Source organism: Pseudomonas sp. RIT409, from assembly GCF_003052515.2.
Taxonomy (GTDB): Bacteria; Pseudomonadota; Gammaproteobacteria; order Pseudomonadales; family Pseudomonadaceae; genus Aquipseudomonas.
Map to the genome: position 1 here is coordinate 193,823 of NZ_QARE02000007.1, position 26,257 is coordinate 220,079.

The 26,257-nt window shown below is 57.5% G+C and carries 18 protein-coding genes; 10 read left to right on the forward strand and 8 right to left on the reverse strand.

What is annotated here, in order from left to right:
- Positions 1-332 precede the first annotated feature (332 nt).
- The 3 genes from DBP26_RS11600 to DBP26_RS11610 all read right to left on the reverse strand — a co-directional run bounded on the left by DBP26_RS11600 (position 333) and on the right by DBP26_RS11610 (position 10,507).
- Positions 333-7,976 carry a neuraminidase-like domain-containing protein gene (locus DBP26_RS11600; RefSeq protein ID WP_158541421.1) on the reverse strand — a complete coding sequence of 2,548 codons (7,644 nt, stop codon included), beginning with the start codon at positions 7,974-7,976 and terminating at the stop codon, positions 333-335.
- Positions 7,977-8,300: 324 nt separating this feature from the next.
- The gene (gene metK, locus DBP26_RS11605; protein ID WP_108237721.1) at positions 8,301-9,491 is read right to left on the reverse strand and encodes a methionine adenosyltransferase; all 1,191 of its coding nucleotides are present in this window, start codon (positions 9,489-9,491) and stop codon (positions 8,301-8,303) included.
- 20 nt (positions 9,492-9,511) lie between these two features.
- On the reverse strand, positions 9,512-10,507 hold the full coding sequence (locus DBP26_RS11610) for a metalloregulator ArsR/SmtB family transcription factor (protein ID WP_108237722.1): 996 nt from the start codon (positions 10,505-10,507) through the stop codon (positions 9,512-9,514).
- Between the two features lie 256 nt (positions 10,508-10,763).
- Between DBP26_RS11610 and tkt the strand changes: the two genes are divergently transcribed.
- The 6 genes from tkt (at position 10,764) to fba (ending at position 17,026) form a co-directional block, all read left to right on the forward strand.
- Positions 10,764-12,764: a transketolase gene (gene tkt, locus DBP26_RS11615; protein WP_108237723.1), complete on the forward strand. Its 2,001-nt coding sequence runs from the start codon at positions 10,764-10,766 to the stop codon at positions 12,762-12,764.
- A gap of 169 nt (positions 12,765-12,933) precedes the next feature.
- Positions 12,934-13,974, forward strand: a complete 1,041-nt coding sequence (gene epd / locus DBP26_RS11620; RefSeq protein ID WP_108237724.1) for an erythrose-4-phosphate dehydrogenase — start codon at positions 12,934-12,936, stop codon at positions 13,972-13,974.
- A gap of 26 nt (positions 13,975-14,000) precedes the next feature.
- Positions 14,001-15,164, forward strand: a complete 1,164-nt coding sequence (locus DBP26_RS11625; RefSeq protein WP_108237725.1) for a phosphoglycerate kinase — start codon at positions 14,001-14,003, stop codon at positions 15,162-15,164.
- 28 nt (positions 15,165-15,192) lie between these two features.
- The gene (locus DBP26_RS11630) at positions 15,193-15,414 is read left to right on the forward strand and encodes a hypothetical protein (RefSeq protein WP_108237726.1); all 222 of its coding nucleotides are present in this window, start codon (positions 15,193-15,195) and stop codon (positions 15,412-15,414) included.
- 98 nt (positions 15,415-15,512) lie between these two features.
- Positions 15,513-15,836: an MliC family protein gene (locus DBP26_RS11635; protein ID WP_108237727.1), complete on the forward strand. Its 324-nt coding sequence runs from the start codon at positions 15,513-15,515 to the stop codon at positions 15,834-15,836.
- 125 nt (positions 15,837-15,961) lie between these two features.
- Positions 15,962-17,026 (forward strand): class II fructose-bisphosphate aldolase, encoded by a 1,065-nt coding sequence (gene fba / locus DBP26_RS11640; RefSeq protein ID WP_108237728.1) that lies wholly within the window; start codon positions 15,962-15,964, stop codon positions 17,024-17,026.
- 194 nt (positions 17,027-17,220) lie between these two features.
- Here fba and DBP26_RS11645 read toward each other — a convergent pair whose 3' ends face one another.
- The 3 genes from DBP26_RS11645 to DBP26_RS11655 form a co-directional block, all read right to left on the reverse strand.
- On the reverse strand, positions 17,221-17,700 hold the full coding sequence (locus DBP26_RS11645; protein ID WP_108237729.1) for a thioesterase family protein: 480 nt from the start codon (positions 17,698-17,700) through the stop codon (positions 17,221-17,223).
- 143 nt (positions 17,701-17,843) lie between these two features.
- Positions 17,844-18,809: an L-carnitine dehydrogenase gene (locus tag DBP26_RS11650; protein ID WP_108237730.1), complete on the reverse strand. Its 966-nt coding sequence runs from the start codon at positions 18,807-18,809 to the stop codon at positions 17,844-17,846.
- Between the two features lie 162 nt (positions 18,810-18,971).
- On the reverse strand, positions 18,972-19,859 hold the full coding sequence (locus tag DBP26_RS11655) for a 3-keto-5-aminohexanoate cleavage protein (protein WP_108237731.1): 888 nt from the start codon (positions 19,857-19,859) through the stop codon (positions 18,972-18,974).
- A gap of 219 nt (positions 19,860-20,078) precedes the next feature.
- On the opposite strand from DBP26_RS11655, the gene DBP26_RS11660 reads away from it, so the two are divergent.
- Positions 20,079-21,038 (forward strand): GlxA family transcriptional regulator, encoded by a 960-nt coding sequence (locus DBP26_RS11660; RefSeq protein ID WP_108237732.1) that lies wholly within the window; start codon positions 20,079-20,081, stop codon positions 21,036-21,038.
- Between the two features lie 263 nt (positions 21,039-21,301).
- Here DBP26_RS11660 and DBP26_RS11665 read toward each other — a convergent pair whose 3' ends face one another.
- Complete coding sequence (locus tag DBP26_RS11665) at positions 21,302-21,724, reverse strand: DUF3010 family protein (RefSeq protein ID WP_108237808.1); 423 nt, start codon at positions 21,722-21,724, stop codon at positions 21,302-21,304.
- Positions 21,725-21,771: 47 nt separating this feature from the next.
- Positions 21,772-22,176: a lysozyme inhibitor LprI family protein gene (locus tag DBP26_RS11670; RefSeq protein ID WP_108237733.1), complete on the reverse strand. Its 405-nt coding sequence runs from the start codon at positions 22,174-22,176 to the stop codon at positions 21,772-21,774.
- 228 nt (positions 22,177-22,404) lie between these two features.
- Here DBP26_RS11670 and DBP26_RS11675 point away from each other — a divergent pair, with 228 nt between their 5' ends.
- The 3 genes from DBP26_RS11675 to dgcA all read left to right on the forward strand — a co-directional run bounded on the left by DBP26_RS11675 (position 22,405) and on the right by dgcA (position 26,202).
- Positions 22,405-23,382 carry a dipeptidase gene (locus tag DBP26_RS11675; protein WP_062385364.1) on the forward strand — a complete coding sequence of 326 codons (978 nt, stop codon included), beginning with the start codon at positions 22,405-22,407 and terminating at the stop codon, positions 23,380-23,382.
- A gap of 213 nt (positions 23,383-23,595) precedes the next feature.
- Positions 23,596-24,126, forward strand: a complete 531-nt coding sequence (locus tag DBP26_RS11680) for a DUF5943 domain-containing protein (protein ID WP_108237734.1) — start codon at positions 23,596-23,598, stop codon at positions 24,124-24,126.
- Between the two features lie 15 nt (positions 24,127-24,141).
- Positions 24,142-26,202, forward strand: coding sequence for a dimethylglycine demethylation protein DgcA (gene dgcA / locus DBP26_RS11685; protein WP_108237735.1), 2,061 nt, complete (start codon positions 24,142-24,144; stop codon positions 26,200-26,202).
- Positions 26,203-26,257 lie beyond the last annotated feature (55 nt).

Consider the following 26,257-nt stretch of genomic DNA (forward strand, 5'->3'; position numbering starts at 1 on the left):
TTGTTTCCTGCACAATCCGGTTAACGGGTTTTTCCAGCGCCATTACAGCCAGGTGCTGCATCGCAGCCTGACTGGCCCTTAGGCGGATTTCAGGCGAGTGCAAACGGGTATTTCACCCACGGCATACAGAGGCCGATTAAAGGACGCCTGCCATGGAGCTGACGACGCTTGCCGTTTTATTCCAGCCTGTTAGGCCCTGAACATGACCCCTGCCCCAACAATCTTCTGGCGATCAGCAACGCCTCACGTTAAGGCTTCGCGCGAGGAGCACGGCTTGCCGACGGTTGCGATCATGCGGCGCCACCGCCGACAAGCTGTGCTGCCACATGGGGTCAGGCTTTCTTCGCTTCTCTGTAAAGCTCACGGACCTTCGTGACGAGTTCGCTTCCCCCGTCCAGTGCGGTGTAGACAAGGTTGATCTGAATATCCGACACCGCCGACTTCAACGACTCGGCACATTCAATGTCCGGGATTTCCAGTTGCCATTGCGAAATGGCGCCGGTGCCTTCGAAGGGCAGATAGCGTCCGTCGTGAAACATCAGCTCGTAGACCCATTCTCCCGGCGCAAACCCTAACCCGTCTTCGGACACCAGCGACGACAGTGCAATCTGCTGCTGCGCACGCAAGTTGCGCTTAATGCTGGCAGGCGGTTCTTTGCCTTCGCCGTAGTAATACTCCGCACCTTTCGCGTGAGGTTCGATCAACGTGGAGTTGCCGATCTGGGTCAGGATCGCTGACATCTCTTCCGCCTTGCTGCCCTCTTTCAGGATGAACGACACCGAAACGTGCTTGAGCTGGCGCAGGTAGTGACCGGGATAGTTCTTGTCGAAATCCGAGGCTTTGAACTCGAACAGCAAAGGTTTATTCGTTGCCAGGCCGTTGAGGCCACTGGTCAAGCCTTTACTGGTCAGTAGTTTGGTGAGACTGAAGCTTTTCTTGATGGTCAGCCGCCGCTCATTGGCTGACAGATAGGCGTTTTCCATCTCCTGCAGATCGACCAGCAGAGACTCGCCTGCCAACATGCCTTTGTAGGTATCGCTCCAAGCGCTGGTTTTGATAAAGGCATTGCGTTTGTAATCGCCAATCTCGTAACGCCACGCTGCCTCCAGGCCCAAGCAAAGCGACAGTACCGCGTCGTAAGCTTTGCCATAGATCAGTTCTTGCCGGGCTACCAGCCAGTTGTAGATTGGGATGATGGTGAAGCCGGTGGTCATGGCGACGTACGCTTCGTCGAGATTTGCACGTTCTTGCTTGGCTTCTTCAAGGCTGATGGTCGCCGCGTTCAGTTCTATATCGACTTGCTCGATTTGTTGGGAGAGGGCTTTGATATCCCAATTCGCCTGCTCCATCTCGAATTGCCACTCGCTGGCGCGGCGTTCATAGCCCGCTTCCGCGATGAGCTGCCCCGCAGCAAAATCGGCAATGTTACTGGTGGTGAGCAGCGTGGACGCAGTTCTTGCCATTGGCTGCTCGGGTTTGTTGCCGCCAAAGGCCATGCCAAAAATGGTAGGCGTCATGGCGGCAGCAATACCTGCGGTGATCTCAAAAGGGACGGCAGCGGCTTGTGTCACCTTGGCAACGATGGACAAACCGGTAGCCGCTTCTTCCATGGGTGACTTTCCAACATCCAATAGCGCTTCAAAGCGTGCTTTGCGTGCCTCAGCGGCGCGAAGGCCCAGTTGCAATGTCTGTTTGTTCGCGAGCACCGCACTGATAGCCTCTTTGCCTAGCCGCAGCGCGAAATCGGACATTCTGATTTCCTGAGACTTCATCAAAACCGAAAATGTCGTGTTGAACTCGTCTTCCATCAGCTTCATGTAATGTCGGCCAAAGTCGAGCAGCTGTTGTACCGCCGCGCGAGTGGTTGGCAGGATCTGGCGAAAGCGATAGGCCGGGATGGGCGTTCGGCCGCTGTTGTAAGTGGTGGCAATGATGCTCAGGCCACCTCTAGCGGACGCGAATGGGTCTACTTCCTCGTCCCTCCAGCCCAGGTCAGGCAAAGCTTTACCGTCGATAGTCAAGCCGTGACGTAGTTGGTATAGGCGGCGCTCAAGGGTCTTACGTGCGTCGAGCACGCGTTGATTGATAGGCGTAAAGAAGAGCGATTCGTCGATATCGGAGAGTTTGAGTGGGATCCACCTGGAGACCTCCGTGCGCTCAGGAAGAGGTCCGACCAATTTCAACGCCTGTTGATAGCAAAGCCAGGCGTGGTTAAGGCTGCTAAGCGTGAGCTGGCGGTAATAGTGATCGCCTTGGCGCTGCCAATTCTCGACCAGCCCCAGAAACACCGCTTGCCGATAGTAGCGAGACAGAATGAATGCGCGCGCCGTGGGATCGACCGGCTTGTTCAGCTCGGACGTGAGTGTGCCCACCTCGGCCAATGGCCGCGTGTTCCAGTACGCGGGGCGCCCGTCATCGTCAGCTACCGCCCGATAAGGGTCGAACAGGTTGCGCAGGTACCAGCTTTCTGCGTCTTCGAACTGTTGTTGTTCGGTGAGGCGGGTGGCGATGAGTGCAGGGAGGTGCAGGAACAGTTCGCGGAAATAGATACCGTTGGCGCCGTGGAAGTCTACCGACGGGTTGGGAACGTTTTCATCGATAGTGGGTTCTTTCAGTTTTTGGGTGTCCCACGCTAGGGCGCGTTCGACACTCTGCGATGCCCGTGCAACGAGTTGCTTGCCGAACAGGGTGTTTAGGCGGATGCGTTTTGGGATATCAACTGAGCGGTCGTCTACTGACGTAAGGTCCAGGTATTGAGCCTGTTCGGTGTTGTTGAGTATGGCGACATTCCACGACTCGTCTGTCTTGCTACTTGAAATTTCATACGTGTAGTGGGTCTCATAAACTTTTATTCCATCTAAAATTATGTATGCCTGGAATTCGTAAGTTCCTTCTTCTGTGTAGTCGTATAGTGTTGTTATGTGGGCAAGCTGACCCTCGGCGAGGGGCTCGAAATTTAGGTCGCTGGGAGATTTTATTTCAACGCCAAAAGCGCTCAAGGCATGTTTAAGAGGAGCGTCATCGTATTGGTAGTGTGCTTCAATTTTTAATGTTTTCTTCGTGGTGAATGGCAGTTCTATTTTAAATGTCATTGCCTTTGAAGCAATACTGGATAAAATAGCTTCGGTAACTTTTAATAATGAACTTTCAGCTTTCTCAAAAGTTGATTTTATTATCGCGTGAGATGCTTTTTCGGAATGATAGATTTTTGAATATTCATAGGATTTTCTCGCATCATCAAAAGTCGCAGCGGCCGCTTTCAATTTTTCTTTTACGGTTTCGGACATGTTTTTTACATAGGCGGGCACCACAATGCGATGAGTTGATTCTAGTGTCAGTGCTGTTGCGTCGCGTGAAGAATAAGGTTTGAAAACTTTTCTTTTCTGGGGAGCAGTGGCCGTTGTGGCGAGTTTTATGTTTGAGGTTAAATTGAATAAGACACCGTATATAAGGCCATCTAATTTTGTGTGTTTGGGTGGTTTTAGGGCGGTGAGCGAGCTTGATGTGCCGTCGTAGATGTGTTGCACGAAACGTATGTCTTCATAGGTTTTTAACGTGACGTTGGTCAGTTTTTCAAGTGATTCTACGGGTAATTGCTTTCTGTTGATGAGTAACAGGTCTCTCATTTCAACAAAGTAGTCTTTATTGATGTTTCCTGGCCCTGCTGCAGGTTTTCTGCAATCGTGCAGGATGACAGTTAGCCACGGATCTTGCCGACGTTCATTCTCCGTATTGACGAAAACAATCAAACCGGGGATATATGATTCATCTTTCAAAAAATTATGTTCTTTGTCGCTCCGACGCTGACCGTCCTCGGTGCCATCCAGGCAGATCAGCTCGTTAGCTGTGCTCCAGAAACCATCGCTTTGCAAATACGTATACTGGACCGACAGTTTCTTGAATTGGGTAGGTGTCTGGCTCTTCCCGTCGTTGCTGGGCAAGCCAGTGGTACCACGCTCGACCCAGAACACGTAAGGACGCCCCGCAATGATCACGGGGCGGATGGCGTCGCAGGTATGCGTTACATTTTTACTGGAATCCTTTAAAACATTACCTTTGTCATCCTTCTGTACTTTCCCGTCCGCATCCACCTTGTCAAACTGCTCAATATATTGGCTTTGCGCAATGACGCCAGTTACTGTCAGATCGATCTTCTTCCACTCACTCCACGCCAGCGGACTCAGCCTTTGTTGATCGTCGCGCAGCCCCATGTCGACTGAGCGCCAATAGTACTCAGTGGGCGAGGCGTTGGTCTTGCCAATCAGGTGATACGTATCGTTGAGTGGATCGCGACCATCCAGGTAGCCACTGACAATTTGCAAATTGCTGAGCCGTTCGAACTTGGTGAGGTAGTTGCAAACGGCAGTTTCCAGTAACTCAGTGTCCAGCTTACCTTGGTTGACCTCGACTTCAAGCTCCTGAAAAGTGTTGCTCTTGTTGGGGCGGTTGGCGTAGTAGATGAGATTTTCTGGATGATTTATCTGTGCTCGCCAGGCTTTCCAGGTGCCGTACTGACTTAGATACCGTTTCCATTGCTGGTTGGCGGAGGATGGCACATTAGCGGTTTCGTATCCGGGTTCGAGGTGCGAGAACAAGCGGAAGAGGTAATGCTGCAGGCTGGCGATGGCCTGTGTGATGACCGTGGTTTTTTTGGCTTCCCAAGAGGTGCCGATGTCGGTGAGGAAATAGCTGCATAGCTCGTCAGTATCAGTGATCGAGGTTGTACTGGAAATCTTTTTGGGAACCCAGTAGCCGAGTAAATAGTGAATCAAGGCATCCCGCCATTGCTCGAGTAGGCCGGACTCCACGAGCGCACGTATATCGTCTGTGCAGGTCGCTAACAGCAACTGGCCGATGCTCTGAAACTCGTCGAAGCTTGAGCCCTCATTTAGCCAAGAGAGGTCTATCAGTGATTGGCAAGAGAGCGCTGTACGATTGCATAGCGATTGCAGGCGCAAAATAAAATCTATGTCACCCAGTGTTGTGGGTGTGATGGGTACTGGGTCGCCATCATAATCGTCGTCGGGTTGATAGACCTTGAGTTTCAGGATGATGACCTGATACGGTTTCTTGGCCAGACGTTCTTCAGCTGAAAAACGTTTCCCCCATGTTTCGGTTTGGTTGCACTCATTGTATTGGCTTTGAGTGACTTCCAGCGTTGCTGATGTAAGCGTTTCAGCGTATTTATGAAGCTTTACCACGGTTGATTCTTGGGCTCGGTTCTTGTAAACATATCCCGCGCGTATCCAATGAAGATCGTATAGCATCTTTTTGATATCGATCCGTCCATCTGATTTTCGGTAGAACTTCCGCTCTTCATCAGACATTGTAGTAACGAAGTCGTCAAAAGTTCCCGGTTTGGTTTTATGTTGAGGTTTCGCAATCTGTGGCATCGCTATCACTACTTCGCTTTCCGGCCACACAATCAGTTTTCCCATCTTGGCGGCTGCCACTTGCACTTCACCAACATCCGATGTGTCTTTCATGCTGGATAAGTAATCAAGTGCATCTTGTTCCTCGAATCCGCTCTTACGGCAGAGGGCTATCCAGTCGCGGTAGCGAGTGAGCTGATAGTGCAGGCTCAAGTTAATGGCTCTAGGCTCAGTTGTTGTAGCATCGTTCCCCGATACGACGTCTGCTTCAAAATCAAGCCACTCAGGATGTTCAGCCAATGCTTCAAGCCCTGCCGGACTAACGCCGGTCAGCTTGACGGCGAAGCTGCACCGGGTAATGTCCGTCCAAAACTTGAGTGACGTTGTCATCTGCTTCGCGTCTATCGGGACAGGCTGCATTACCTCTGCAAGAAGACCTGCCGCACTGCTCTTGATCCACTTGAGAATCGGTAGGGCGTAAGTAGACGCTGAAGATGAGCTTGCCAACACGTCAGCAAATGCTTTGGTGAAAATGGACTTAGCCAGATCTTCCTGCTGGACGCGGGCGTTGATTAGTAGTGAGGCAAGTGTTTCGGAGGCTTGGGTCGTGTCTGAATTACTGTCTGCAAGCTTGCCTTTTAGCAGAGTGCCCAGCGCTTCTTTGAGGGGCTTTTCCGCTGGCAAGCTTTCTTTAATCAGGCCTTTTTCATCGAGATAGTCCTTCAGCAGCGTTTGCCAAGTGTCTGTCGAAGACTTGAGTGCAGCGGTGCTGCCCAGCTCAGTCTTGATTTTTTCCTGCGACAACGTCACGCCTAGTACATCGGGTTCTCCATCGGTACGAAACCGTTCGCGAGCCTTCTCGATCTCGAACAGAATCATGGCGCTCGGTTGAGGTTTGGAGACTAGCGCCAGCACTGCCGAAGCCTTCAGGTTGTTCGTGCGCAGCCATCGTTCGATGTTTGCCAGCGCAATCAGCACATCAAGAATATCGGCGTTTTCTGGGTCGTCGGTGATCCGCCCTCGACCGGCCAAAGTGCCCAGCACTGAGTTGGTGTCGCTCGCCAACAAGGCGATTAGGCTGGTGCCTTCACCGAGCGTCATGCGCAACAGGCGAGGCAACCGACTTAAACGATAGAGCGATGAGACCAGGTCCAGCGATTTTGTGAACGTCTTGATTCCCAATGCCTGTTTGATCTGTATCAGGGAAGCATTGAGCCATTGCTCATCCGCACCGAATGCCTTGCTCAATTGACCGATAATCCCCCGTGCGGCGTTGTTGCCAGCGTCATCGGTGGCAGAAGGATCGAACGCTGCATCATCAATCACCATCAGGTCGTTGATCTGTGCCTGCAGGCCAGCTCCGGGACCATCGAGCACTCGATCCAGAAACGGTACTTGATCACCGACCGCGTAGGGCGTGACCTGATGGACTAATGCAGAGAATTGCTCGGCCGTTACGCCATAGGCCTCTTTGAAATAGCGGTATACGCCCAGCGCCCGCAACGTATTGGCGGTGATATGAAAGTCTTTGCTCTGGCCTTCTGCACGCAGTATCGACATAAGTAAGAGGTCGGTTTCAGCGAACGACAGGTTAAGCGTGTGCCGCAAATGGATGAGTTTGTGAGCCCGGCCAAAATGAGCGGCTGTGGTGCCGGTGATGGACAGTTCGATGCCTGCCTCTGCGTTGATGTCTCGCAGTGTGAGGGCAGGTGAAGTGCCATTGTTTATGAAGGCTGCGCCATAACGACTGCTATCGACAGTGCTGTCGCGGGGGGCATAAGCGTCTGAGCGCTTGACGGCGGTTTTGCCCTCGCTGGCGTTGTCGTCGATACCGGCGATGGCCAACAGGTCCAACACGTCTTCAGTCTTGAGCCCTGTCCTCTGACAGAAAAAAGCAACCTTGTTGAGGTTTTCAAGCGTGGCTGCGTCGCCAAAGCGTGCGCTCAGAAAGCCCTCGGCGTCTGCGCTGGTGGCGTCAAGCAGCAGCGCTTGCAGTGATGGGCTAAAACCGGTCGCATTGCGCATGACTTGTCTGAGCTCGTCGGTGCGCAGATTGTCCTTACAAAAGTTGGGAAACGAATATTCCGACCTTTGCAAAAGATCGAAAAGCGGAATTTTTTTGTGTCTCAAGACAGCCTGAATCTGCTCCAGCGGATAGTGGAATGGCAGTCCGGCCCGACACTGGCTTTCGCTGATCCTCTCCGCCAGCCCTTTTGATCTAAAGGGGACCTTGTCTTTGGTGGCGCCTTTGTCACTGTCGGCCTTTTTTTCGGCAGCATTTACTGACTCGACATGCATGTTGGCTTGACGAGTCAGCGCTTTGATAGCGAGGGTCAGCGGAGGCACTTCTTTCTCAAGCCCCTCACGACTAAGCACCAATTCTGCGATGTCGGGGCGGCGTTGGGCGAGCGTGAAGCGTTTATCTGATGTGGAGGTGGCTTCCAGTTCCAGCGCCTGTTGATACAGGGCGTACAGGTACGCGATGGGACCATTGTTGGATTCCAGCGCATCCGGGGAGCACCGGTTGGCCAATTGCTCCGGAAACAGGCTGGCGTACGTGGCGGGTTGAGGGGTTGTATCGCTGGAGGTATTTGTATCGGCCATGATTGCGCTGTCCTTTGCGTAGAGGCGGGAAGCGTCATCCATGAACGGCAAGGCGTAACGCTCGATTAGCAAGCGATTTGCTGCGTGTCAGAAAAGGCTAGCAGCGGAAGGTCGGGACTAGGGCGCTACGGCTAGTTGAGTTCGCGATAGGGTTGATCGCCAATCGCTATATTGCATGGCCCCGCGCAGCACGGCTTGCCAGCGGTAGCGATCGTGCGCACGCCTCCGTCAGTGAGCCACGCTACTGCGGGGATCTCATGTCGCACAAAAAAGCCCCTGACGACTCGCATCGTCAGGGGCTTTCCATAAACAACCGCTGAGGGATTACAGACCAGCAGCAGCGCGCAGGGCGTCGGCGCGGTCGGTTTTTTCCCAAGTGAAGGTGGAGAAGGTGTCTTCACCCACGGTCTTGGTCTGCGGCGTGCGGCCAAAGTGGCCGTAGGCTGCGGTTTCCTGATACATCGGGTGGAGCAAGTCGAGCATTTTGGTGATCGCGTATGGGCGCAGGTCAAAGTGCTCGCGGACCAGTTTGATGATCTTGTCATCGCTGATCTTGCCGGTGCCGAAGGTGTTCAGCGAGATCGAAGTTGGTTGAGCGACGCCGATGGCGTAGGAGACCTGAATCTCGCAACGCTCGGCCAGGCCAGCGGCAACGATGTTCTTGGCGACGTAACGACCGGCGTATGCCGCCGAACGGTCAACCTTGGACGGATCTTTGCCGGAGAACGCACCGCCGCCGTGGCGTGCCATGCCGCCGTAGCTGTCGACGATGATCTTGCGGCCGGTCAGGCCGCAGTCGCCCACTGGGCCGCCGATGATGAACTGCCCCGTTGGGTTGATGTGGAACTGGGTGTCCTTATGCAGCAGGTTGGCAGGCAACACGTTCTTGACGATCAGTTCCATCACGCCTTCACGCAGATCGGCATACGACACTTCAGGGTTGTGCTGGGTCGACAGTACGATCGCGTCGATGCCGACCACGATGCCGTTTTCGTAGCGGCAGGTGACTTGGGATTTGGCATCCGGACGCAACCAGGGCAGCAGACCGGATTTGCGAGCCTCCGCCTGACGCTGCACCAGTTGGTGAGAGAACGCGATCGGTGCGGGCATCAGCTCGGCTGTTTCGTTGCTGGCATAGCCAAACATCAAACCTTGGTCGCCTGCACCCTGATCTTCGGGCTTGGCGCGGTCAACGCCCTGATTGATGTCCGGAGACTGCTTGCCGATGATGTTCATCACGCCGCAGGTCGCGCCGTCGAAGCCGACGTCGGAACTGGTGTAGCCGATGTCGCTGATCACGTCACGAACGATCTGCTCCAGGTCCACCCATGCGCTGGTGGTGACTTCGCCCGCTACGATGGCGACGCCCGTCTTGACCAGGGTTTCCACTGCAACGCGTGCGTGTTTGTCCTGAGCAATGATGGCGTCCAGCACCGCATCGGAGATCTGGTCGGCGATTTTGTCCGGGTGCCCTTCGGACACGGACTCGGAGGTGAAAAGGGAGTATTCGCTCATCTCGACGGTTTTCCTGAGTGTTACCGATGGTGAATGTCGCCAGCCGGCCGCTGAAAATGGCGAACCTGAATCTGGAAACCATTACGTAAGCCCACATACAGGCTTTCCCCGGGGACCAGCCCCGCAGCGATGGCCCAACGGGCCAGATCTTCTTGCTCGAATCCCAACCAGAGGTCGCCGCAGGCTTCCTTGGCCCAGCTCTGGTCGTGGCTGCACAACTCCGTCACCAACAGACTGCCGCCTGGTTGCAACAGGTTGGCCAGTTGCTTCAATGCGTCAGCTGGCGCTGCAAAGTGGTGAAGCACCATGTTCACGACAACGCAGTCGCTCGAAACATTCGCGATGGACAGCGCGTCAGCCAGTTTCAGCTCCACATTGTCCAGTGCCTTCTGTTCACAAAGCGTGCGCGCCAGATCGAGCATGGCCGGGCTGTTGTCCAGCCCCGTGACATGCCGGAAGCGTTGTGCGAGGTCAGGCAGAAAGCCGCCGTCCCCAGGACCGACTTCCACTGCGGTGGCGTCGGCATCGAAACTCAGTTTGTCCAACAGCGACAGGAGGCTGTCGCGGTATTGGGCCAGTCCTGCGATCAGGTCCTGCTGAGCCCGGAATTTTTCGGCAGTGCGCGCGAAGAAGTCCTGACTGGCATTGGCGCGCTGGCGATGAACCAGGCCGATGCGAGCCCGTACGTCATCAGGCAGTGTCAAGTTGTCGGCCTCTTCCAGCAAAGCCGCGTGCAGCTTGCCGCCGACCTGGTCGATATGGGGCAGGGCACGACGGTAAAAGATCGCGTTGCCTTCGCGGCGAGTGGCTACCAGATCGGCCTGCGCCAGCACTTTCAAATGGTGGCTCATCCCCGATTGACCCATGGCGAAAATCTGCGCCAGCTCCAGCACGCCAAAGGAATCGTTGGAAAGGGCGCGTAATACATTCAGCCGCAACGGATCGCCAGCGGCCTTGCACAAGGCTGCCAGTTCGTCGCTTTGCTCATGAATGATGGTCGGCGCACTGAGATTCATAAGTCAGGCAGTCTAGTTATCCGCCGCACGAGCCGCAAGGCCAATATCAAAAAGTTTTGATATTGATTGGTTGCCGACGACTTTGGCGAGCCGGGGCCACGCCGTTCGGGGACAAAACCCTCGCGCACCGCAGAAATATCCTGCGCAACCGTGGAAAATCGCGTCAGAGCCTTTATCTGTCATTGCTCCGAAGCAATGCCTGAGGGAAAATGGCCGCCTTTTTCAGATCCACTCTTTCTGCCTCAGGAGATCAGCGATGCCAAGCCGTCGTGAGCGTGCCAATGCCATTCGTGCACTCAGCATGGATGCCGTGCAAAAGGCCAACAGCGGCCACCCAGGTGCCCCGATGGGCATGGCGGATATCGCTGAAGTCCTCTGGCGGGACTACCTGAAGCACAACCCGGCCAATCCGAAGTTCGCCGACCGTGACCGTTTCATTCTGTCCAACGGTCACGGTTCGATGCTGATCTATTCGCTGCTGCATCTGACCGGCTACGACCTGTCCATCGACGATCTGAAGAACTTCCGCCAGTTGCACAGCCGCACGCCGGGCCATCCTGAATATGGCTACACCCCTGGCGTCGAAACCACCACGGGCCCGTTGGGTCAGGGCTTCGCCAATGCCGTCGGTTTCGCTGTCGCGGAGAAGACGCTGGCCGCGCAATTCAACCGGCCGGGCCACAACATCGTCGACCACCACACCTACGTGTTCATGGGTGATGGCTGCATGATGGAAGGTATTTCCCACGAAGTCGCTTCGCTCGCAGGCACCCTGCGCCTGAACAAGCTGATCGCTTTCTACGACGATAACGGCATTTCCATCGACGGTGAGGTCGAGGGCTGGTTCACCGACGATACGCCGAAGCGTTTCGAATCCTACGGTTGGCTGGTGATCCGCAATGTCGACGGCCACGACGCCGACGAAATCAAGACCGCCATCGACACCGCTCGCAAGAGCGACAAGCCGACGCTGATCTGCTGCAAGACCACCATCGGTTTCGGTTCGCCCAACAAGCAGGGCAAGGAAGAGTGCCACGGCGCGCCACTGGGCAACGACGAAATTGCCTTGACCCGTGCAGCGCTGAAATGGACACACGGCCCTTTCGAAATCCCTGCCGACATTTACAAGGAGTGGGACGCCAAGGAAAAAGGCCTGGCCGCCGAAGCCGAGTGGGACCAGCGCTTTGCAGCTTACTCCGCCGCTTTCCCTGAATTGGCAAATGAGCTGATTCGTCGCATGAGCGGTGAATTGCCTGCCGATTTCGCCGAGAAATCCGCTGCCTACGTCGCCGAGGTCAATGCCAAGGGCGAGACCATCGCCAGCCGCAAAGCCAGCCAGAACGCCCTCGGCGCCCTCGGCCCGCTCCTGCCGGAACTGCTGGGCGGTTCGGCAGACCTCGCGGGCTCCAACCTGACCATCTGGAAAGGTTGCAAGAGCATCACCGGTGAAGACGCCAGCGGCAATTACCTGCACTACGGCGTACGCGAGTTCGGTATGGGCGCCATCATGAATGGCATCGCTCTGCACGGTGGTTTCGTGCCGTACGGCGCAACCTTCCTCATCTTCATGGAATACGCGCGCAATGCCGTGCGCATGGCATCGTTGATGAAACAGCGTGCGATCTATGTGTTCACCCATGACTCGATCGGTCTGGGCGAAGACGGCCCGACGCACCAGCCGATCGAACAATTGATCAGCCTGCGCACCACACCGAACATGGACACCTGGCGCCCAGCCGACGCGGTGGAGTCCGCGGTGGCATGGAAACACGCCATCGAGCGCGACGATGGTCCGTCGGCGTTGATTTTCTCTCGTCAGAACCTGCCGCATCAGACTCGTGATGCCCTGCAGTTGGAAAACATCAACCGCGGCGGTTACGTGCTGCGTGATTGCAATGGCGAGCCTGATCTCATCCTGATCGCCACGGGCTCGGAAGTCGGGCTGGCGGTCCAGGCATTCGACAAGCTGACCGCAGCCGGCAAGAACGTACGCGTGGTCTCGATGCCGTGCACCAGCGTCTTTGAAGCGCAGGACGCGCTGTACAAGCAATCGGTTCTGCCGCTCGAAGTCAGCGCGCGTATCGCGATCGAAGCGGCGCACGCCGACTACTGGTACAAGTACGTTGGCCTGGAAGGCCGTGTGATTGGCATGACGACCTTCGGCGAGTCGGCGCCTGCGCCTGCCCTGTTCGAAGAGTTCGGCTTCACGCTGGAGAACGTCATCAACACTGCCGAAGAGCTGCTGGAAGACGAATAAGCCTGCGCTCCCCCTTGTGTAGGAGCGCGCTTGGCCTGGGCGCACCCGGACGATTGCGTCGTGTCATTCACCACAGGTGTTACAGACATGCCGCAATCGTCCGGGTGCGGCCCAGGCCAAGCACGCCCCTACAGGGATCTATGCAACGCCCGCATTTGCGAGAGTCCCCATGCCTCAACCACGTCCTTTCAAAGTTGCCCTCAATGGTTACGGTCGCATTGGTCGCTGCGTTCTGCGCGCGCTGTGCGAGCGCGGGGCGAACGCGGGTTTCGAGGTGGTGGCGATCAACGATCTGGCCGACATGGCCAGCCTCGAATACCTGACTCGCTTCGACTCAACCCATGGCCGGTTTCCCGGTAACGTGCGGGTCGAGGGTGATTTTCTGCACATCAACGATCATGTCATCAAAGTGTTCCGCAGCTCGACGCCGGAAGGTATCGACTGGAGCGCCCTGGGTGTGGATCTGGTGTTGGAGTGTTCCGGTGTGTACCACACACGGTCCGATGGCGACCGATTCCTCGCCGCCCGCGCGCCCCGAGTATTATTTTCCCAGCCGATGGCCAGCGAAGCGGATGTCGATGCCACCATCGTCTACGGCATCAATCAGCAAACGCTCACGGGCGAAGAACGGCTGGTGTCCGCGGCGTCCTGCACCACCAATTGCAGCGTGCCGTTGTTGGACCTGCTGAACCGAGAACTGGGCCTGGAATACGTGACCATCACCACGATTCACTCGGCCATGAACGACCAACCTGTGATTGACGCCTATCATCATGAGGACCTGCGTCGCACCCGCTCGGCCTTCCAGTCGATCATTCCGGTGTCCACCGGTCTGGCACGGGGGATCGAGCGGTTGCTTCCGGAACTTGCAGGCCGAATTCAGGCCAAAGCAGTTCGTGTGCCGACGGTGAACGTCTCATGCCTGGACATCACGCTGCAGGTTGCGCGTGACACGGACGCCGTAGAGATCAACCGGATTCTGCGCGAGGCTGCCACCACGGGCCCGCTCAGAGGCCTGCTGGCGTACACCGAATTGCCGCACGCCAGTTGTGATTTCAACCATGACCCTCATTCGGCCATCATCGATGCCAGTCAGACACGGGTCTCGGGCCCTCGGCTGGTGAACGTTCTGGCGTGGTTCGACAACGAATGGGGTTTTGCCAATCGAATGCTGGATGTCGCTGATCACTATCTGCGCAGTATCCATTAACAACAGTAATAAACAGGGAACGCCACATGACCGTGTTGAAGATGACCGACCTCGACCTGCAAGGTAAGCGCGTGCTGATTCGCGAAGACCTCAATGTCCCGGTCAAGGACGGTGTCGTCACCAGCGACGCACGCATTCTTGCTTCGCTGCCGACTATCAAACTGGCGCTGGAAAAGGGCGCTGCCGTCATGGTCTGCTCGCACCTGGGTCGCCCGACCGAGGGCGAATCCTCCGCTGAAAACAGCTTGAAACCGGTTGCCGACTACCTGAGCAAAGCACTGGGTCGTGAAGTTCCGCTGGTTGCTGATTACTTGGACGGCGTCGACGTCAAGGCGGGCGATATCGTGCTGTTCGAGAACGTACGCTTCAACAAAGGCGAAAAGAAAAACGCCGATGACCTGGCGCAGAAATACGCAGCCCTGTGCGACGTGTTCGTGATGGATGCGTTTGGCACCGCTCACCGCGCCGAGGGCTCGACTCATGGTGTGGCCAAATTCGCCAAGGTCGCTGCTGCTGGTCCGCTGCTGGCGGCCGAGCTGGAGGCCTTGGGCAAGGCGCTGGGCAACCCTGCCAAGCCGATGGCTGCGATCGTTGCGGGCTCCAAGGTGTCGACGAAGCTGGATGTCTTGAACAGCCTCAGCACCCTCTGCGACCAGTTGATCGTTGGCGGTGGTATCGCCAATACCTTCCTGGCCGCTGCCGGCCACAAGGTCGGCAAGTCGCTGTACGAGCCGGACCTGCTGGACACTGCCAAAGCGATCGCGGCCAAAGTCAGCGTGCCGCTGCCCGTCGACGTGGTGGTCGCCAAAGCGTTCGCTCAAGATGCCGAAGCGACCGTTAAAGCCATCGCCGACGTGGCCGACGACGACATGATTCTCGACATCGGCCCGAAAACCGCTGCGCAATTCGCCGATCTGCTCAAGTCCTCCAAGACGATCCTCTGGAATGGTCCAGTGGGTGTCTTCGAGTTCGACCAGTTCGGCAATGGCACCAAGGTTCTGGCCCAGGCCATCGCTGACAGCGAAGCGTTTTCCATCGCTGGCGGCGGCGATACATTGGCGGCCATCGACAAATACGGCGTGGCCGAAAAGATCTCCTACATCTCTACGGGTGGTGGTGCGTTCCTCGAATTCGTCGAGGGCAAGGTACTGCCGGCCGTGGAAGTTCTGGAACAACGCGCCAAGGCCTGAGCATCAGGCCAAGGTGAAGGGGAGTGACATGGTCAAGCCATTACCGCTATTAATCATGGCGGGTTTGCTCGTCGGCTGTTCAAGCAAGCCCGAAGCGCAGACGGCCTTGGACAGCGCGCCACTTCAGGTCAGTTGCTATCAGGCGGGCTGGCAGGCTGAAACCGTGCCGATCGTGTACAAACGAGGCGGCCCCGAGGTCTGGGAAAAATACGAGTTCATGCCCGCTGTCGGTCCGGTAGCCTGTCGCTGAATCTGAACCGATGGCGAGCGTGAACATCAGAAACAGAATCGCCCCTGGCGATCGAACGAAGGCGAGTACGCCGTTTCGCAGGGGGTTCGGGAGTGGTAATGAAAGGTTTGATTGCCCTTGCGACACTGGTGCTGCTGGGCGGTTGTGCCAGCATGAAGGCGTCTGAACCGGCGGCGTCGTGGACACATTGGGTCTGCGACAGCAAGGCCGAGGTTTACTGGCGCTACGCTGACGCCGCGAAGAAAGAGGTCGATGTTCGCCTCAACCAAAGCGAGCAGGTGTTCCGTCTGCAGTCCGCGCCCGGTGCTTCCGGAGCGCTTTACAGCAACGGTGTGCTGGCCTTTGACAATAAGGGCAGCGAAGGCCTGGTGTACTGGGACGCTACCAACGATTTGATCGGTCGCGGTTGCAAGGCGCCGTAAGGCGCAGGGTAATCCGACCGATGTAATACCGGGCGAGTCCGTAGGTTTTCCGCCCCTATAATTTGAATAGCCGCCGTTACGGCAGGCACACGCGATCAACGACCCTACCGGGAGAGAGACAGACAATGGCACTTATCAGCATGCGCCAGATGTTGGACCACGCCGCCGAATTCGGTTATGGCGTTCCTGCATTCAACGTGAACAACCTGGAACAGATGCGCGCCATTATGGAAGCGGCCGACAAGACCGATTCCCCGGTGATCGTTCAGGCTTCGGCCGGTGCGCGCAAATATGCAGGCGCACCGTTTCTGCGTCACCTGATCCTGGCTGCGATCGAAGAATTCCCTCATATCCCGGTGGTCATGCACCAGGACCACGGGACCAGCCCTGACATCTGTCAGCGCTCCATGCAACTGGGCTTCAGCTCGGTCATGATGGACGGCTCGCTCGGCACCGACGGCAAGACCCCAACCACTTACGAATACAACGTCGACGTCACTCAGCGCGTTGTCGCCATGGCCCACGCCTGCGGCGTGTCCGTCGAAGGTGAGCTGGGCGTTCTGGGTTCGTTGGAAACCGGTATGGCAGGCGAAGAGGATGGTGTCGGCGCCGAGGGCCAGTTGGACCACAGCCAGATGCTGACCGACCCCGAAGAAGCCGCCGACTTCGTGAAAAAAACCAACGTTGATGCCCTGGCCATCGCCATCGGCACCAGCCACGGCGCCTACAAGTTCACCAAGCCGCCCACCGGCGATATCCTGGCGATCGAGCGCATCAAGGAAATCCACAAGCGCATTCCAAACACGCACTTGGTGATGCACGGTTCGTCGTCCGTTCCTCAGGAATGGCTGAAAATCATCAATGAATACGGCGGCGACATCAAAGAAACCTACGGCGTGCCGGTCGAGGAAATCGTTGAAGGCATCAAGCACGGTGTGCGCAAGGTCAATATCGACACCGACCTGCGTCTGGCCTCTACGGGCGCCATCCGCGAGTTCATGGCCAAGAACCCGAGCGAGTTCGACCCGCGTAAATACCTGGCCAAGACCGTGTCGGCCATGCGCGATGTCTGTATTGCCCGTTACGAAGCGTTCGGCACCGCCGGCAATGCTTCGAAGATCAAACCCATCTCGCTGGAAAAGATGTTCGAACGCTATGCCAAAGGCGAACTGAACGCCAAGGTCAACTGATCGTTATTTGATCGGCATGAAAAAGCCCGCAGCGATGCGGGCTTTTTTTGTTTGCACGATTGGACATCGTCCGCCGTCTGGACGCTGTGCTGTCGGAATTTGTAGGAGCGCGCTTGCCCGCGATTCAAGCGCTTCGGTCCGTCAGGCAAACGGCGTCATCGTTCTTCGCGGGCAAGCGCGCTCCTACTGGTGGTTCAGGGTTTGGCGGGTAGGCCGATGGTGCGATTGATATAGGCCGGAACCGGTTGATCGTGCTGCACTTCAACCAGTACTCGCAATGCCTCCAGCGACTGCTCGCTGAAGGGGGCCGACCTTGGCCCGGCAGCCAGATCCACATGGAGCAACATCTGATCGCTGGCGGCCAGCTCAGTATCGCCGCCGACTTTGTACAGGCTGTGGTAAAGCTGCACCCGCTTACTGTCATGGGCGACGATCTGGGTGCGGACCTCAACCTCCTCTCCGAGCTTCACCTCGTGCAGGTAGTTGATATGGGCTTCGAGCGTGAACAAAGAGTGACCACTGGCCGCGCGGTCATCGCTGGCCAGACCAATGCGGTCCATGAACGCGTCGGTGGCGAAGCTGAAGATCAGCAGATAGAACGCATCGCGTAGATGGCCGTTGTAGTCGACCCAATCCTGGATGATCGGGGTGTTGTAGGTGGTCAAAGCGGGCATAGTCGTTACCGGATTAAGTCTGTAGTCCGTGGATGGGCCGGGCGGGCCTTGTCGCGGGCAAGCGCGCTCCTACAGAGGATGGCGCTCTCCAGTAGGGGCGCGCTTGCCCGTGACAGCGTTGGTTCGAACAACGAGGTCGGGGATCAGTCCTCGAACGCCATACCGTGCTTCTCTTTGGTTTTCTTGACGGCTTCCAGCACCGCCAGCAGCGCGTCATCGCGGTAGCGCTCCAGGGCGGAAATGCTATGGCTGCCGAGTTGTTCGCTGGTGCCGTCCACCACGTCGTCGATCAGTTTGTCAGTGAGCTCGGGCGCGGGCAGGTATGTCCATGGCAATTGCAGTGCAGGCCCGAATTGCGACATGAAATGGCGCATACCGGCGTCGCCTCCAGCCAGGGTGTAGGTCAGGAACGTACCCATGAAGGACCAGCGCAGGCCGGCGCCGAAGCGGATGGCGTCGTCGATTTCGCCCGTTGTCGCCACGCCGTCGTTGACCAAATGCAGGGCTTCGCGCCAAAGCGCTTCCAACAGGCGGTCAGCGATGAAGCCTGGGACTTCCTTGCGCACATGCAGTGGGCGCATGCCGAGGGACTCATAGATTTTGATCGCAGCTTCTACTGCTTCTGGCGCCGTACGCTGGCCGCCGACGACTTCGACCAATGGCAGCAGGTACACAGGGTTGAACGGATGGCCTACCACGCAGCGCTCAGGGTGCGTTGCGCTTTCGTAGAATTCCGATGGCAGCAGGCCTGACGTACTGGAACCGATGATTGCGTTGGGTTTGGCTGCCGCGCTGATCTTGCTGTGCAGATCCAGTTTGAGCTCGAGCCTTTCCGGGGCGCTTTCCTGGATGAAGTCAGCGTCGCGCACGCATTCTTCGATGGTCGCCACGAAGCGCAGCCGCTCCTGCGAAGCCCCTGGGGCCAAGCCTTTCTTCTCGAGGGCAGGCCAGGCGTTAGCGACGCGCTTGCGCAATGCCGCCTCTGCACCGGGTGCTGGGTCCCATGCCACGACGTCAAGACCATGGGCAAGTGCGCGAGCGACCCAACCGCTGCCGATGACACCGCTGCCCAGGGCTGCGAAGGTTTTGATGTTGGTGATGAAGGTCATAAAGGATCTCGAATTCGCAGAGGATTCGTAGGAGCGCGCTTGGTCTGGGCCGCACCCGGACGATCGCCGTCTGTCTGTGCCAGATGTTTCTCTGACACACCGCAATCGTCCGGGTGCGGCCCAGACAAAGCGCGCTCCTACAGGGAAGGTGTTGGATCTGGATCAGAAGCGTTTTTTGAGGCCCATCTTCACGCGGCCTTCCGCGGGCGTCATGACCCGCGCGCCCATGCGGCTGAGGATTTCGCTGGCGCGTTCGACCAGTGCGCCGTTGCTCGCCAGCACACCTTTATCCAGCCAGATGTTGTCTTCCAGGCCGACCCGCACGTTACCGCCCAGCAGAACGGCCTGTGCCGCCATCGGCATCTGCATGCGGCCGATCCCGAAACCGGCCCAGACCACGTCGGCGGGCAGGTTGTCGACCATCGCTTTCATGGTGGTGGTGTCAGCCGGAGCCCCCCATGGGATACCCAGGCACAGTTGGAAGAGGGGATTGTCCAGCAGGCCTTCTTTCATCATTTGCTTGGCGAACCACAGGTGCCCGGTATCGAAGATTTCCAGCTCGGCCTTGACGCCCAGCTCCTGGATGCGTTTGGCGCCGGCCCGCAATTGCGCGGGAGTGGAGACATAAATGGTGTCGCCATCGCCAAAGTTCAGCGTGCCGCAATCCAGGGTGCAGATTTCGGGCAGCAGCGCTTCAACGTGGGCCAGGCGCGCCAGTGGGCCAACCAGATCGGTCGCTGGACCAAAGTCGGTCGGACGCTCGCCCGGGCCGATTTCCAGATCGCCCCCCATACCAGCCGTCAGGTTGACGATGATATCGATGTCGGCCTCGCGAATGCGGTCCATGGTTTCGCGGTACAGCTCGACGTCGCGGCTGAATTTACCGGTTTGCGGGTCTCGCACATGGCAATGCACGACGGTGGCGCCGGCCTTGGCCGCCTCGACCGCCGCTTCGGCGATCTGTTTGGGTGTGATCGGGACCAGATGGCTTTTTCCGGTCGTGTCGCCAGCACCGGTGAGTGCGCAGGTGATGATGACGTCGTGATTCATGAGCGAGGTTCCTTGCAGGCCAGAGCGTGTGAGAGGCGGGTTTTCGTCACCCGCTTTTGAGGTGCAAAACTACGCAGCCCAAGGCCGCTCAAAACGCACAGCGGCGACAAGCTCTTGCACGGTAGCGACCTGTGTTATTGCCTGGCTGTTGGAACAGGTGTAGTGATGTGCCATCAAGCCTTGTAGGAGGCGGCGGTGCTCTCAAGGACTTTTTCGACGATGCCCCAGGATTTCTACTTTCTGCTGATGCCCGGTTTCTCGATGATGGGGTTCGTGTCGGCCATCGAACCGTTGCGGGTGGCCAACAGGTTCGGTGGTGAGCTGTACCGTTGGCATGTGTTGAGCGTCAATGGCGGGCCGGTCATCGCCAGCAACGGCATGTCCGTGAACGCCGATGCCGCCCTGGAGCCGCTCAAGAAAGGCGCGACGCTGTGCGTGATGAGCAGCGTCGATCCATTGAAATCCTATTCCTCTACGCTGGAACACTGGCTGCGGCGGCTCGATCTGGAAGGCGTGGTCCTGGGCGCGATTGACACAGGCAGCTTCGTGTTGGCCGAAGCAGAGTTGCTGGCGGGTTACCGCTTGACCTTGCATTGGGAGGCCCTGAACGCCTTCAAGGAAACCTACCCCGGGTTGCAGGCCACTCAGGAATTGTTCGAAATCGATCGACGGCGCATCAGCTCAGCAGGCGGTACGGCGTCTATTGATCTGATGCTCGACTTGATCGGTCAGGCCCATGGCCCTGATCTGGCCATCAAGGTGTCTGAGCAGTTCGTGCTGGGTCGAATCCGCCAGCGCAAGGACCACCAGCGCATGCAGATCGCGACCCGCTATGGCATCAACAACAAGAAGCTGGTTCAAGTGATTGGCATGATGGAGCAGCACACCGAGCCGCCCTTGAACACGCTCGAGCTGGCGGAGGGCATTCAAGTGACGCGCCGCCAGTTGGAACGACTGTTTCGTTTGCACCTGAATGACACGCCGAGCAATTTCTACCTTGGGCTACGCCTGGAAAAAGCCCGGCAATTGCTGCGCCAGAGTGAGATGAGCGTACTGGAAGTCAGCATTGCTTGCGGGTTCGAGTCGCCGTCGTATTTCACGCGCAGTTACAAGGCGCGCCATGGGGTGTGCCCGCGGGAGGATCGTGGACGAGTCGTGCGTGAGTCCAAGGTCGTTTGACGCCCGATTAGGGTGAATTACACCTCCGACCATAAATTAGGGTTGTGACAATAATCGGGTATAGAACATGGCAAAGCGTATCGGCTTTGTATTCAGGCGCGAAGGTCTCGCGCTCACCATCGCGCGAGGTTTGATGGGTTAAGGCCTGCATGATTACTCATCGGGACTTTTCCTGGCAGCGCCTCGGCGTACCGGCAAAAGCACAAGCTCAGTGAGTCCTGCCTGATGAGGGTGAATGAATTCACTCTCGCAGCACGGGTGCACTATTTCACGCCTTTCATCAGGGCGGAGCACGCCGCCTTATAGGCCTCATGCTGATACTTGTTCAGGGCCGCAGGCAGTTCGAAGTTATGCTTCTTCATCTGCGCATTGATGGTCTGGGGTGACAGCAGCACCACCTCGCAGGCATCCAGCAATTGAAAGACGGTCTCGATCTTGAACGTGGTCGGGCCGCCGGCGAACTCGCCTTTCTTGCTGCGTTTCTTGATCGCGATGTGGGTGATGGCGTTTTCGTGGACGAAGGACGCGACTTGGCGGGCGAAGGCTTTGACGTTGGCCGCTTCGTCATCGTCTTCGAGGGCGATCTTTTTGGTTGCCAGCGGCAGGTGTTCGGGCGCGCCGGACGTGCGAGTGGCGACAGCGAAAATGGCTTCGCTGCCTTTGATTTCTACGCCGCAGATGTTCATGTGCTGACCTTGAGCCTTGAAAAGCGTCAGGGTAACCCATTCGGGGGTCACTCAGACTGCGCGATACTTTCCAAGTACTCCGAACGTTCGTCGCTCATGCGCGCCAGGCAGTCGTTCTGGCCAATGTTGAATTCCTTGGTGCCCGGCTTGGCAGGGAACACTTCCACGGCGCAGTCGGCGTCGCGCAGTTTTTTCCAGGCATCCTGGGCGGTCTTCAGTTTGGCGGCGAATTCATCAGCCTGGGTCTTGTTGGCGCCGAACTGCACATTCACCCGCTCCAGCAGATTCTGGAAATTCTCATCCAGCAATTTGACGGCGGTGTCGCGGCTGTACACCGAGCATTCCAGAGTCTGTTTATCTTCATCCACGCCATCGCAGGGCGTTGCGTCAGGGTTGCTCGCTGCGTGTGCACCTGTCGCGAATAGAGCCAGAGCCAGAAAAGTCGTCTTCATTGGGGCTTCCCGATTCATTGATGCGCAAGATTCTCGCCCAAGCGCGCGGCAAAGAACAGTTAACAAACGCAGGCCGCAGGCATATGCGGTTGCCCTCTGTCGCTTCTTGACGCTTTCGGCAATTCCCCTGTCGTTTTTGCACCCGGCTCGTCCGACCCGCAGGCATATGCTGGCCCCAAAGCGCCGACAGACGATTCGGTGCGTGATTAACTTAAAGGGGACAGCCTGATGAGCCCAGCCGAATTACACGCCGACAGCATCGTTATTGACGGGCTGATCATCGCCAAGTGGAACCGTGAGCTGTTCGAAGACATGCGTAAAGGCGGCCTGACCATGGCCAACTGCACGGTTTCGGTGTGGGAGGGCTTTCAGCAGACCGTCAACAGCATTGCGTCCAGCCAGAAGCTGATCCGGGAGAACAGCGACCTGGTGATCCAGGTGCGCAACACCGCCGACATCCGCAAGGCCAAGGAGTTGGGCAAGACCGGCATCCTGTTCGGCTTCCAGAACGCCCATGCGTTCGAGGATCAGATCGGCTATGTCGAGATCTTCAAGCAGTTGGGCGTGGGCATCGTGCAGATGTGCTACAACACCCAGAATCTGGTCGGCACCGGTTGCTATGAGCGCGACGGTGGCCTGTCGGGCTTCGGCCGTGAAATCGTCGCGGAAATGAACCGCGTTGGCATCATGTGCGACCTGTCCCACGTCGGTTCCAAGACCTCCGAAGAGGTCATCCTCGAATCGAAGAAGCCAGTGACTTATTCCCACTGCCTGCCTTCAGGCTTGAAAGAACACCCTCGCAACAAGTCAGACGCTGAGCTCAAGTTCATCGCCGACCACGGCGGCTTCGTCGGCGTGACCATGTTCGCGCCGTTCCTGGCCAAAGGCATCGATTCGACCATCGACGACTACGCCGAAGCCATCGAATACGTGATGAACATCGTCGGCGAAGACGCCATCGGCATCGGCACCGACTTTACCCAGGGGCACGGTCAGGAGTTCTTCGAGTACCTGACCCACGACAAGGGCTACGCCCGTCGCCTCACCAACTTCGGCAAGATCATCAACCCGCTGGGCATCCGCACCGTCGGCGAATTCCCGAACCTGACCGAAACCCTGCTCAAACGCGGCCATTCGGAGCGCGTTGTGCGCAAGATCATGGGCGAGAACTGGGTGAGGGTTCTGGGCGACGTCTGGGGCGAATGAGGTAGGCCGCCCAGCGCCTACTGCGCGGGCCAATAGCTACCTCAGGGCCTCGCGAAAGGTTCGCCGTCCATGCGTACTGCCTCACCTTTCGCTCCGGTCCTTCCTTGCTCTTGACCTTGCTCGGTAAGGCGCTGAAACCACCGGCGAACATCTTTAAAAGCAAAGCAACGTGCTTTGTTTTCAACCAAATAAATTTTCTGGAGTTAAGTTTCCATGGCCAAGATCGCCCCGCAATTGCCCATCGAAGTCGACAGCGAGACCGGTGTCTGGACCACCGATGCCCTGCCGATGCTGTACGTGCCCCGCCACTTCTTCGTGAACAACCACATGGGCATCGAGGAAGTATTGGGCGCCGACGCCTATGCCGAGATCCTCTACAAGGCCGGTTACAAGTCCGCTTGGCACTGGTGCGAGAAAGAGGCCGAATGCCATGGCATCGAAGGCGTCGCGGTGTTCGAGCACTACATGAACCGTCTGTCCCAACGTGGCTGGGGCCTGTTCAAGATTCAGGATATCGACCTGGACAAGGGCACTTGCAGCGTCAAGCTCGAGCACTCGGCCTTCGTGTACGTCTACGGCAAGGTCGGTCGCAAGGTCGACTACATGTTCACCGGCTGGTTCGCAGGCGCCATGGACCAGATTCTCGCTGCCAAAGGCAGCTCCGTTCGCACTGTAGCCGAACAGGTGTACGGCGGATCGGAAGAGGGCCACGAAGATGGCCTGTTCGTCGTAAAACCGTTGTAAGCCGAGGACCGTGAGATGGCTTTCGAAGCAATGTTTCAGCCGATCCAGATCGGCAAACTGACAATCCGCAACCGCGTTCTCAGTACCGCGCACGCCGAGGTTTATGCCACAGACGGGGGCATGACCACCGACCGGTATGTGAAGTACTACGAGGAGAAAGCCAAAGGCGGTATTGGTCTGGCCATCTGCGGCGGTTCGTCGAGCGTTGCCATCGACAGCCCGCAGGGCTGGTGGAAGTCGGTCAACCTGGCAACCGACAAAATCATCCCGCATTTCCAGAATCTGGCCGACGCCATGCACAAGCACGGCGCCAAGATCATGATCCAGATTACCCACATGGGCCGTCGTTCCCGCTGGGACGGCGACCATTGGCCGACGCTGATGTCGCCCTCGGGCATCCGTGAACCGGTGCACCGCGCAACCTGTAAAACCATCGAGCCGGAAGAGATCTGGCGTGTGATCGGCAACTACGCCAGCGCGGCTGCCCGTGCCAAGGCCGGCGGCCTGGACGGTGTTGAGCTGTCGGCGGTGCACCAGCACATGATCGACCAGTTCTGGAGCCCGCGGGTCAACAAGCGGACCGACGAATGGGGCGGCAGTTTCGAAAACCGCATGCGTTTCGGTCTGGAAGTGATTAAGGCCGTGCGCAAGGAAGTGGGCCCCGATTTCTGCGTGGGCCTGCGCATCTGCGGTGACGAATTCCACCCGGACGGTCTCAGCCATGAAGACATGAAAGAGATCGCCAAGTACTACGACCAGACCGGCATGATCGACTTCATCGGTGTGGTGGGCTCGGGTTGCGACACGCACAACACCCTGGCCAACGTCATTCCGAACATGAGTTATCCACCGGAGCCGTTCCTGCACTTGGCGGCCGGTATCAAAGAGGTGGTCAAGGCCCCGGTTCTGCACGCACAGAACATCAAGGACCCGAACCAGGCCACGCGCATTCTGGAAGGCGGCTACGTGGACATGGTCGGCATGACCCGCGCGCACATTGCCGACCCGCACCTGATCACCAAGATCAAGATGGGCCAGGTCGACCAGATTCGTCAGTGCGTGGGTGCCAACTACTGCATCGACCGACAGTACCAAGGCCTGGACGTGCTGTGCATCCAGAACGCCGCGACCTCCCGCGAGTACATGGGCCTGCCGCACATCATCGAGAAAACCACTGGCGTGAAACGCAAAGTGGTGATCGTCGGTGCCGGTCCTGCGGGAATGGAAGCAGCGCGGGTGTCCGCGGAACGCGGCCATGACGTCACCCTATTCGAGAAAAAGGACGTGATTGGCGGGCAGATCGTCACGGCGTCGAAAGCGCCGCAGCGCGATCAGATCGCCGGTATCACCCGCTGGTATCAACTGGAGCTGGCGCGGCTGAAGGTCGATCTTCGCCTGGGCACGGCGGCGGATATTCCGACCATCATGGACTTGCGTCCTGACGTCGTGGTGTTGGCCGTCGGTGGTCATCCATTCCTGGAGCAGAACGAACACTGGGGCGCGGCCGAGGGGTTGGTGGTCAGCAGTTGGGACGTGCTCGACGGCAAAGTTGCCCCCGGCAAGAACGTGCTGGTGTACGACACCATCTGCGAATTCACCGGGATGTCGGTGGCTGACTTCATAGCGGACAAGGGCAGCCAGGTCGAGATCGTCACTGATGACATCAAGCCGGGCGTCGCCATCGGCGGTACCTCGTTCCCGACTTACTACCGCAGCATGTACCCGAAAGAAGTGATCATGACCGGGGACATGATGCTGGAAAAAGTCTATCGCGAAGGCGATAAGGTCGTGGCCGTGTTGGAGAACGAATACACCGGCGCCAAAGAGGAGCGGGTGGTCGATCAGGTGGTCATCGAAAACGGCGTGCGCCCTGACGAAGAGCTGTATTACGGCCTCAAGGAAGGCTCGCGCAACAAGGGCCAGATCGACATCGAAGCCTTGTTCGCGATCCAGCCACAACCCTCGTTGAGCCAACCGGGTGAAGGCTACCTGCTGTTCCGTATCGGTGATTGCGTGGCGCAGCGTAATACCCACGCTGCCATCTACGACGCACTGCGGCTGTGTAAAGACTTCTAATCGGCGATCTGATCGTTCCCACGCTCCGCGTGGTAACGCTTGCCCATGACGCTCC

What these genes read in the sequence shown, in the direction of transcription:
- DBP26_RS11655 (WP_108237731.1), bottom strand. Translation starts at nt 19,859, where the DNA reads ATGAATCACGACGTCATCATCACCTGCGCACTCACCGGTGCTGGCGAC.
- DBP26_RS11660 (WP_108237732.1), top strand. Translation starts at nt 20,079, where the DNA reads ATGCCCCAGGATTTCTACTTTCTGCTGATGCCCGGTTTCTCGATGATG.
- DBP26_RS11625 (WP_108237725.1), top strand. Translation starts at nt 14,001, where the DNA reads ATGACCGTGTTGAAGATGACCGACCTCGACCTGCAAGGTAAGCGCGTG.
- tkt (WP_108237723.1), top strand. Translation starts at nt 10,764, where the DNA reads ATGCCAAGCCGTCGTGAGCGTGCCAATGCCATTCGTGCACTCAGCATG.
- DBP26_RS11645 (WP_108237729.1), bottom strand. Translation starts at nt 17,700, where the DNA reads ATGCCCGCTTTGACCACCTACAACACCCCGATCATCCAGGATTGGGTC.
- DBP26_RS11630 (WP_108237726.1), top strand. Translation starts at nt 15,193, where the DNA reads ATGGTCAAGCCATTACCGCTATTAATCATGGCGGGTTTGCTCGTCGGC.
- DBP26_RS11600 (WP_158541421.1), bottom strand. Translation starts at nt 7,976, where the DNA reads ATGGCCGATACAAATACCTCCAGCGATACAACCCCTCAACCCGCCACG.
- epd (WP_108237724.1), top strand. Translation starts at nt 12,934, where the DNA reads ATGCCTCAACCACGTCCTTTCAAAGTTGCCCTCAATGGTTACGGTCGC.
- dgcA (WP_108237735.1), top strand. Translation starts at nt 24,142, where the DNA reads ATGGCTTTCGAAGCAATGTTTCAGCCGATCCAGATCGGCAAACTGACA.
- metK (WP_108237721.1), bottom strand. Translation starts at nt 9,491, where the DNA reads ATGAGCGAATACTCCCTTTTCACCTCCGAGTCCGTGTCCGAAGGGCAC.
- DBP26_RS11665 (WP_108237808.1), bottom strand. Translation starts at nt 21,724, where the DNA reads ATGAACATCTGCGGCGTAGAAATCAAAGGCAGCGAAGCCATTTTCGCT.
- fba (WP_108237728.1), top strand. Translation starts at nt 15,962, where the DNA reads ATGGCACTTATCAGCATGCGCCAGATGTTGGACCACGCCGCCGAATTC.
- DBP26_RS11670 (WP_108237733.1), bottom strand. Translation starts at nt 22,176, where the DNA reads ATGAAGACGACTTTTCTGGCTCTGGCTCTATTCGCGACAGGTGCACAC.
- DBP26_RS11680 (WP_108237734.1), top strand. Translation starts at nt 23,596, where the DNA reads ATGGCCAAGATCGCCCCGCAATTGCCCATCGAAGTCGACAGCGAGACC.
- DBP26_RS11650 (WP_108237730.1), bottom strand. Translation starts at nt 18,809, where the DNA reads ATGACCTTCATCACCAACATCAAAACCTTCGCAGCCCTGGGCAGCGGT.
- DBP26_RS11635 (WP_108237727.1), top strand. Translation starts at nt 15,513, where the DNA reads ATGAAAGGTTTGATTGCCCTTGCGACACTGGTGCTGCTGGGCGGTTGT.
- DBP26_RS11675 (WP_062385364.1), top strand. Translation starts at nt 22,405, where the DNA reads ATGAGCCCAGCCGAATTACACGCCGACAGCATCGTTATTGACGGGCTG.
- DBP26_RS11610 (WP_108237722.1), bottom strand. Translation starts at nt 10,507, where the DNA reads ATGAATCTCAGTGCGCCGACCATCATTCATGAGCAAAGCGACGAACTG.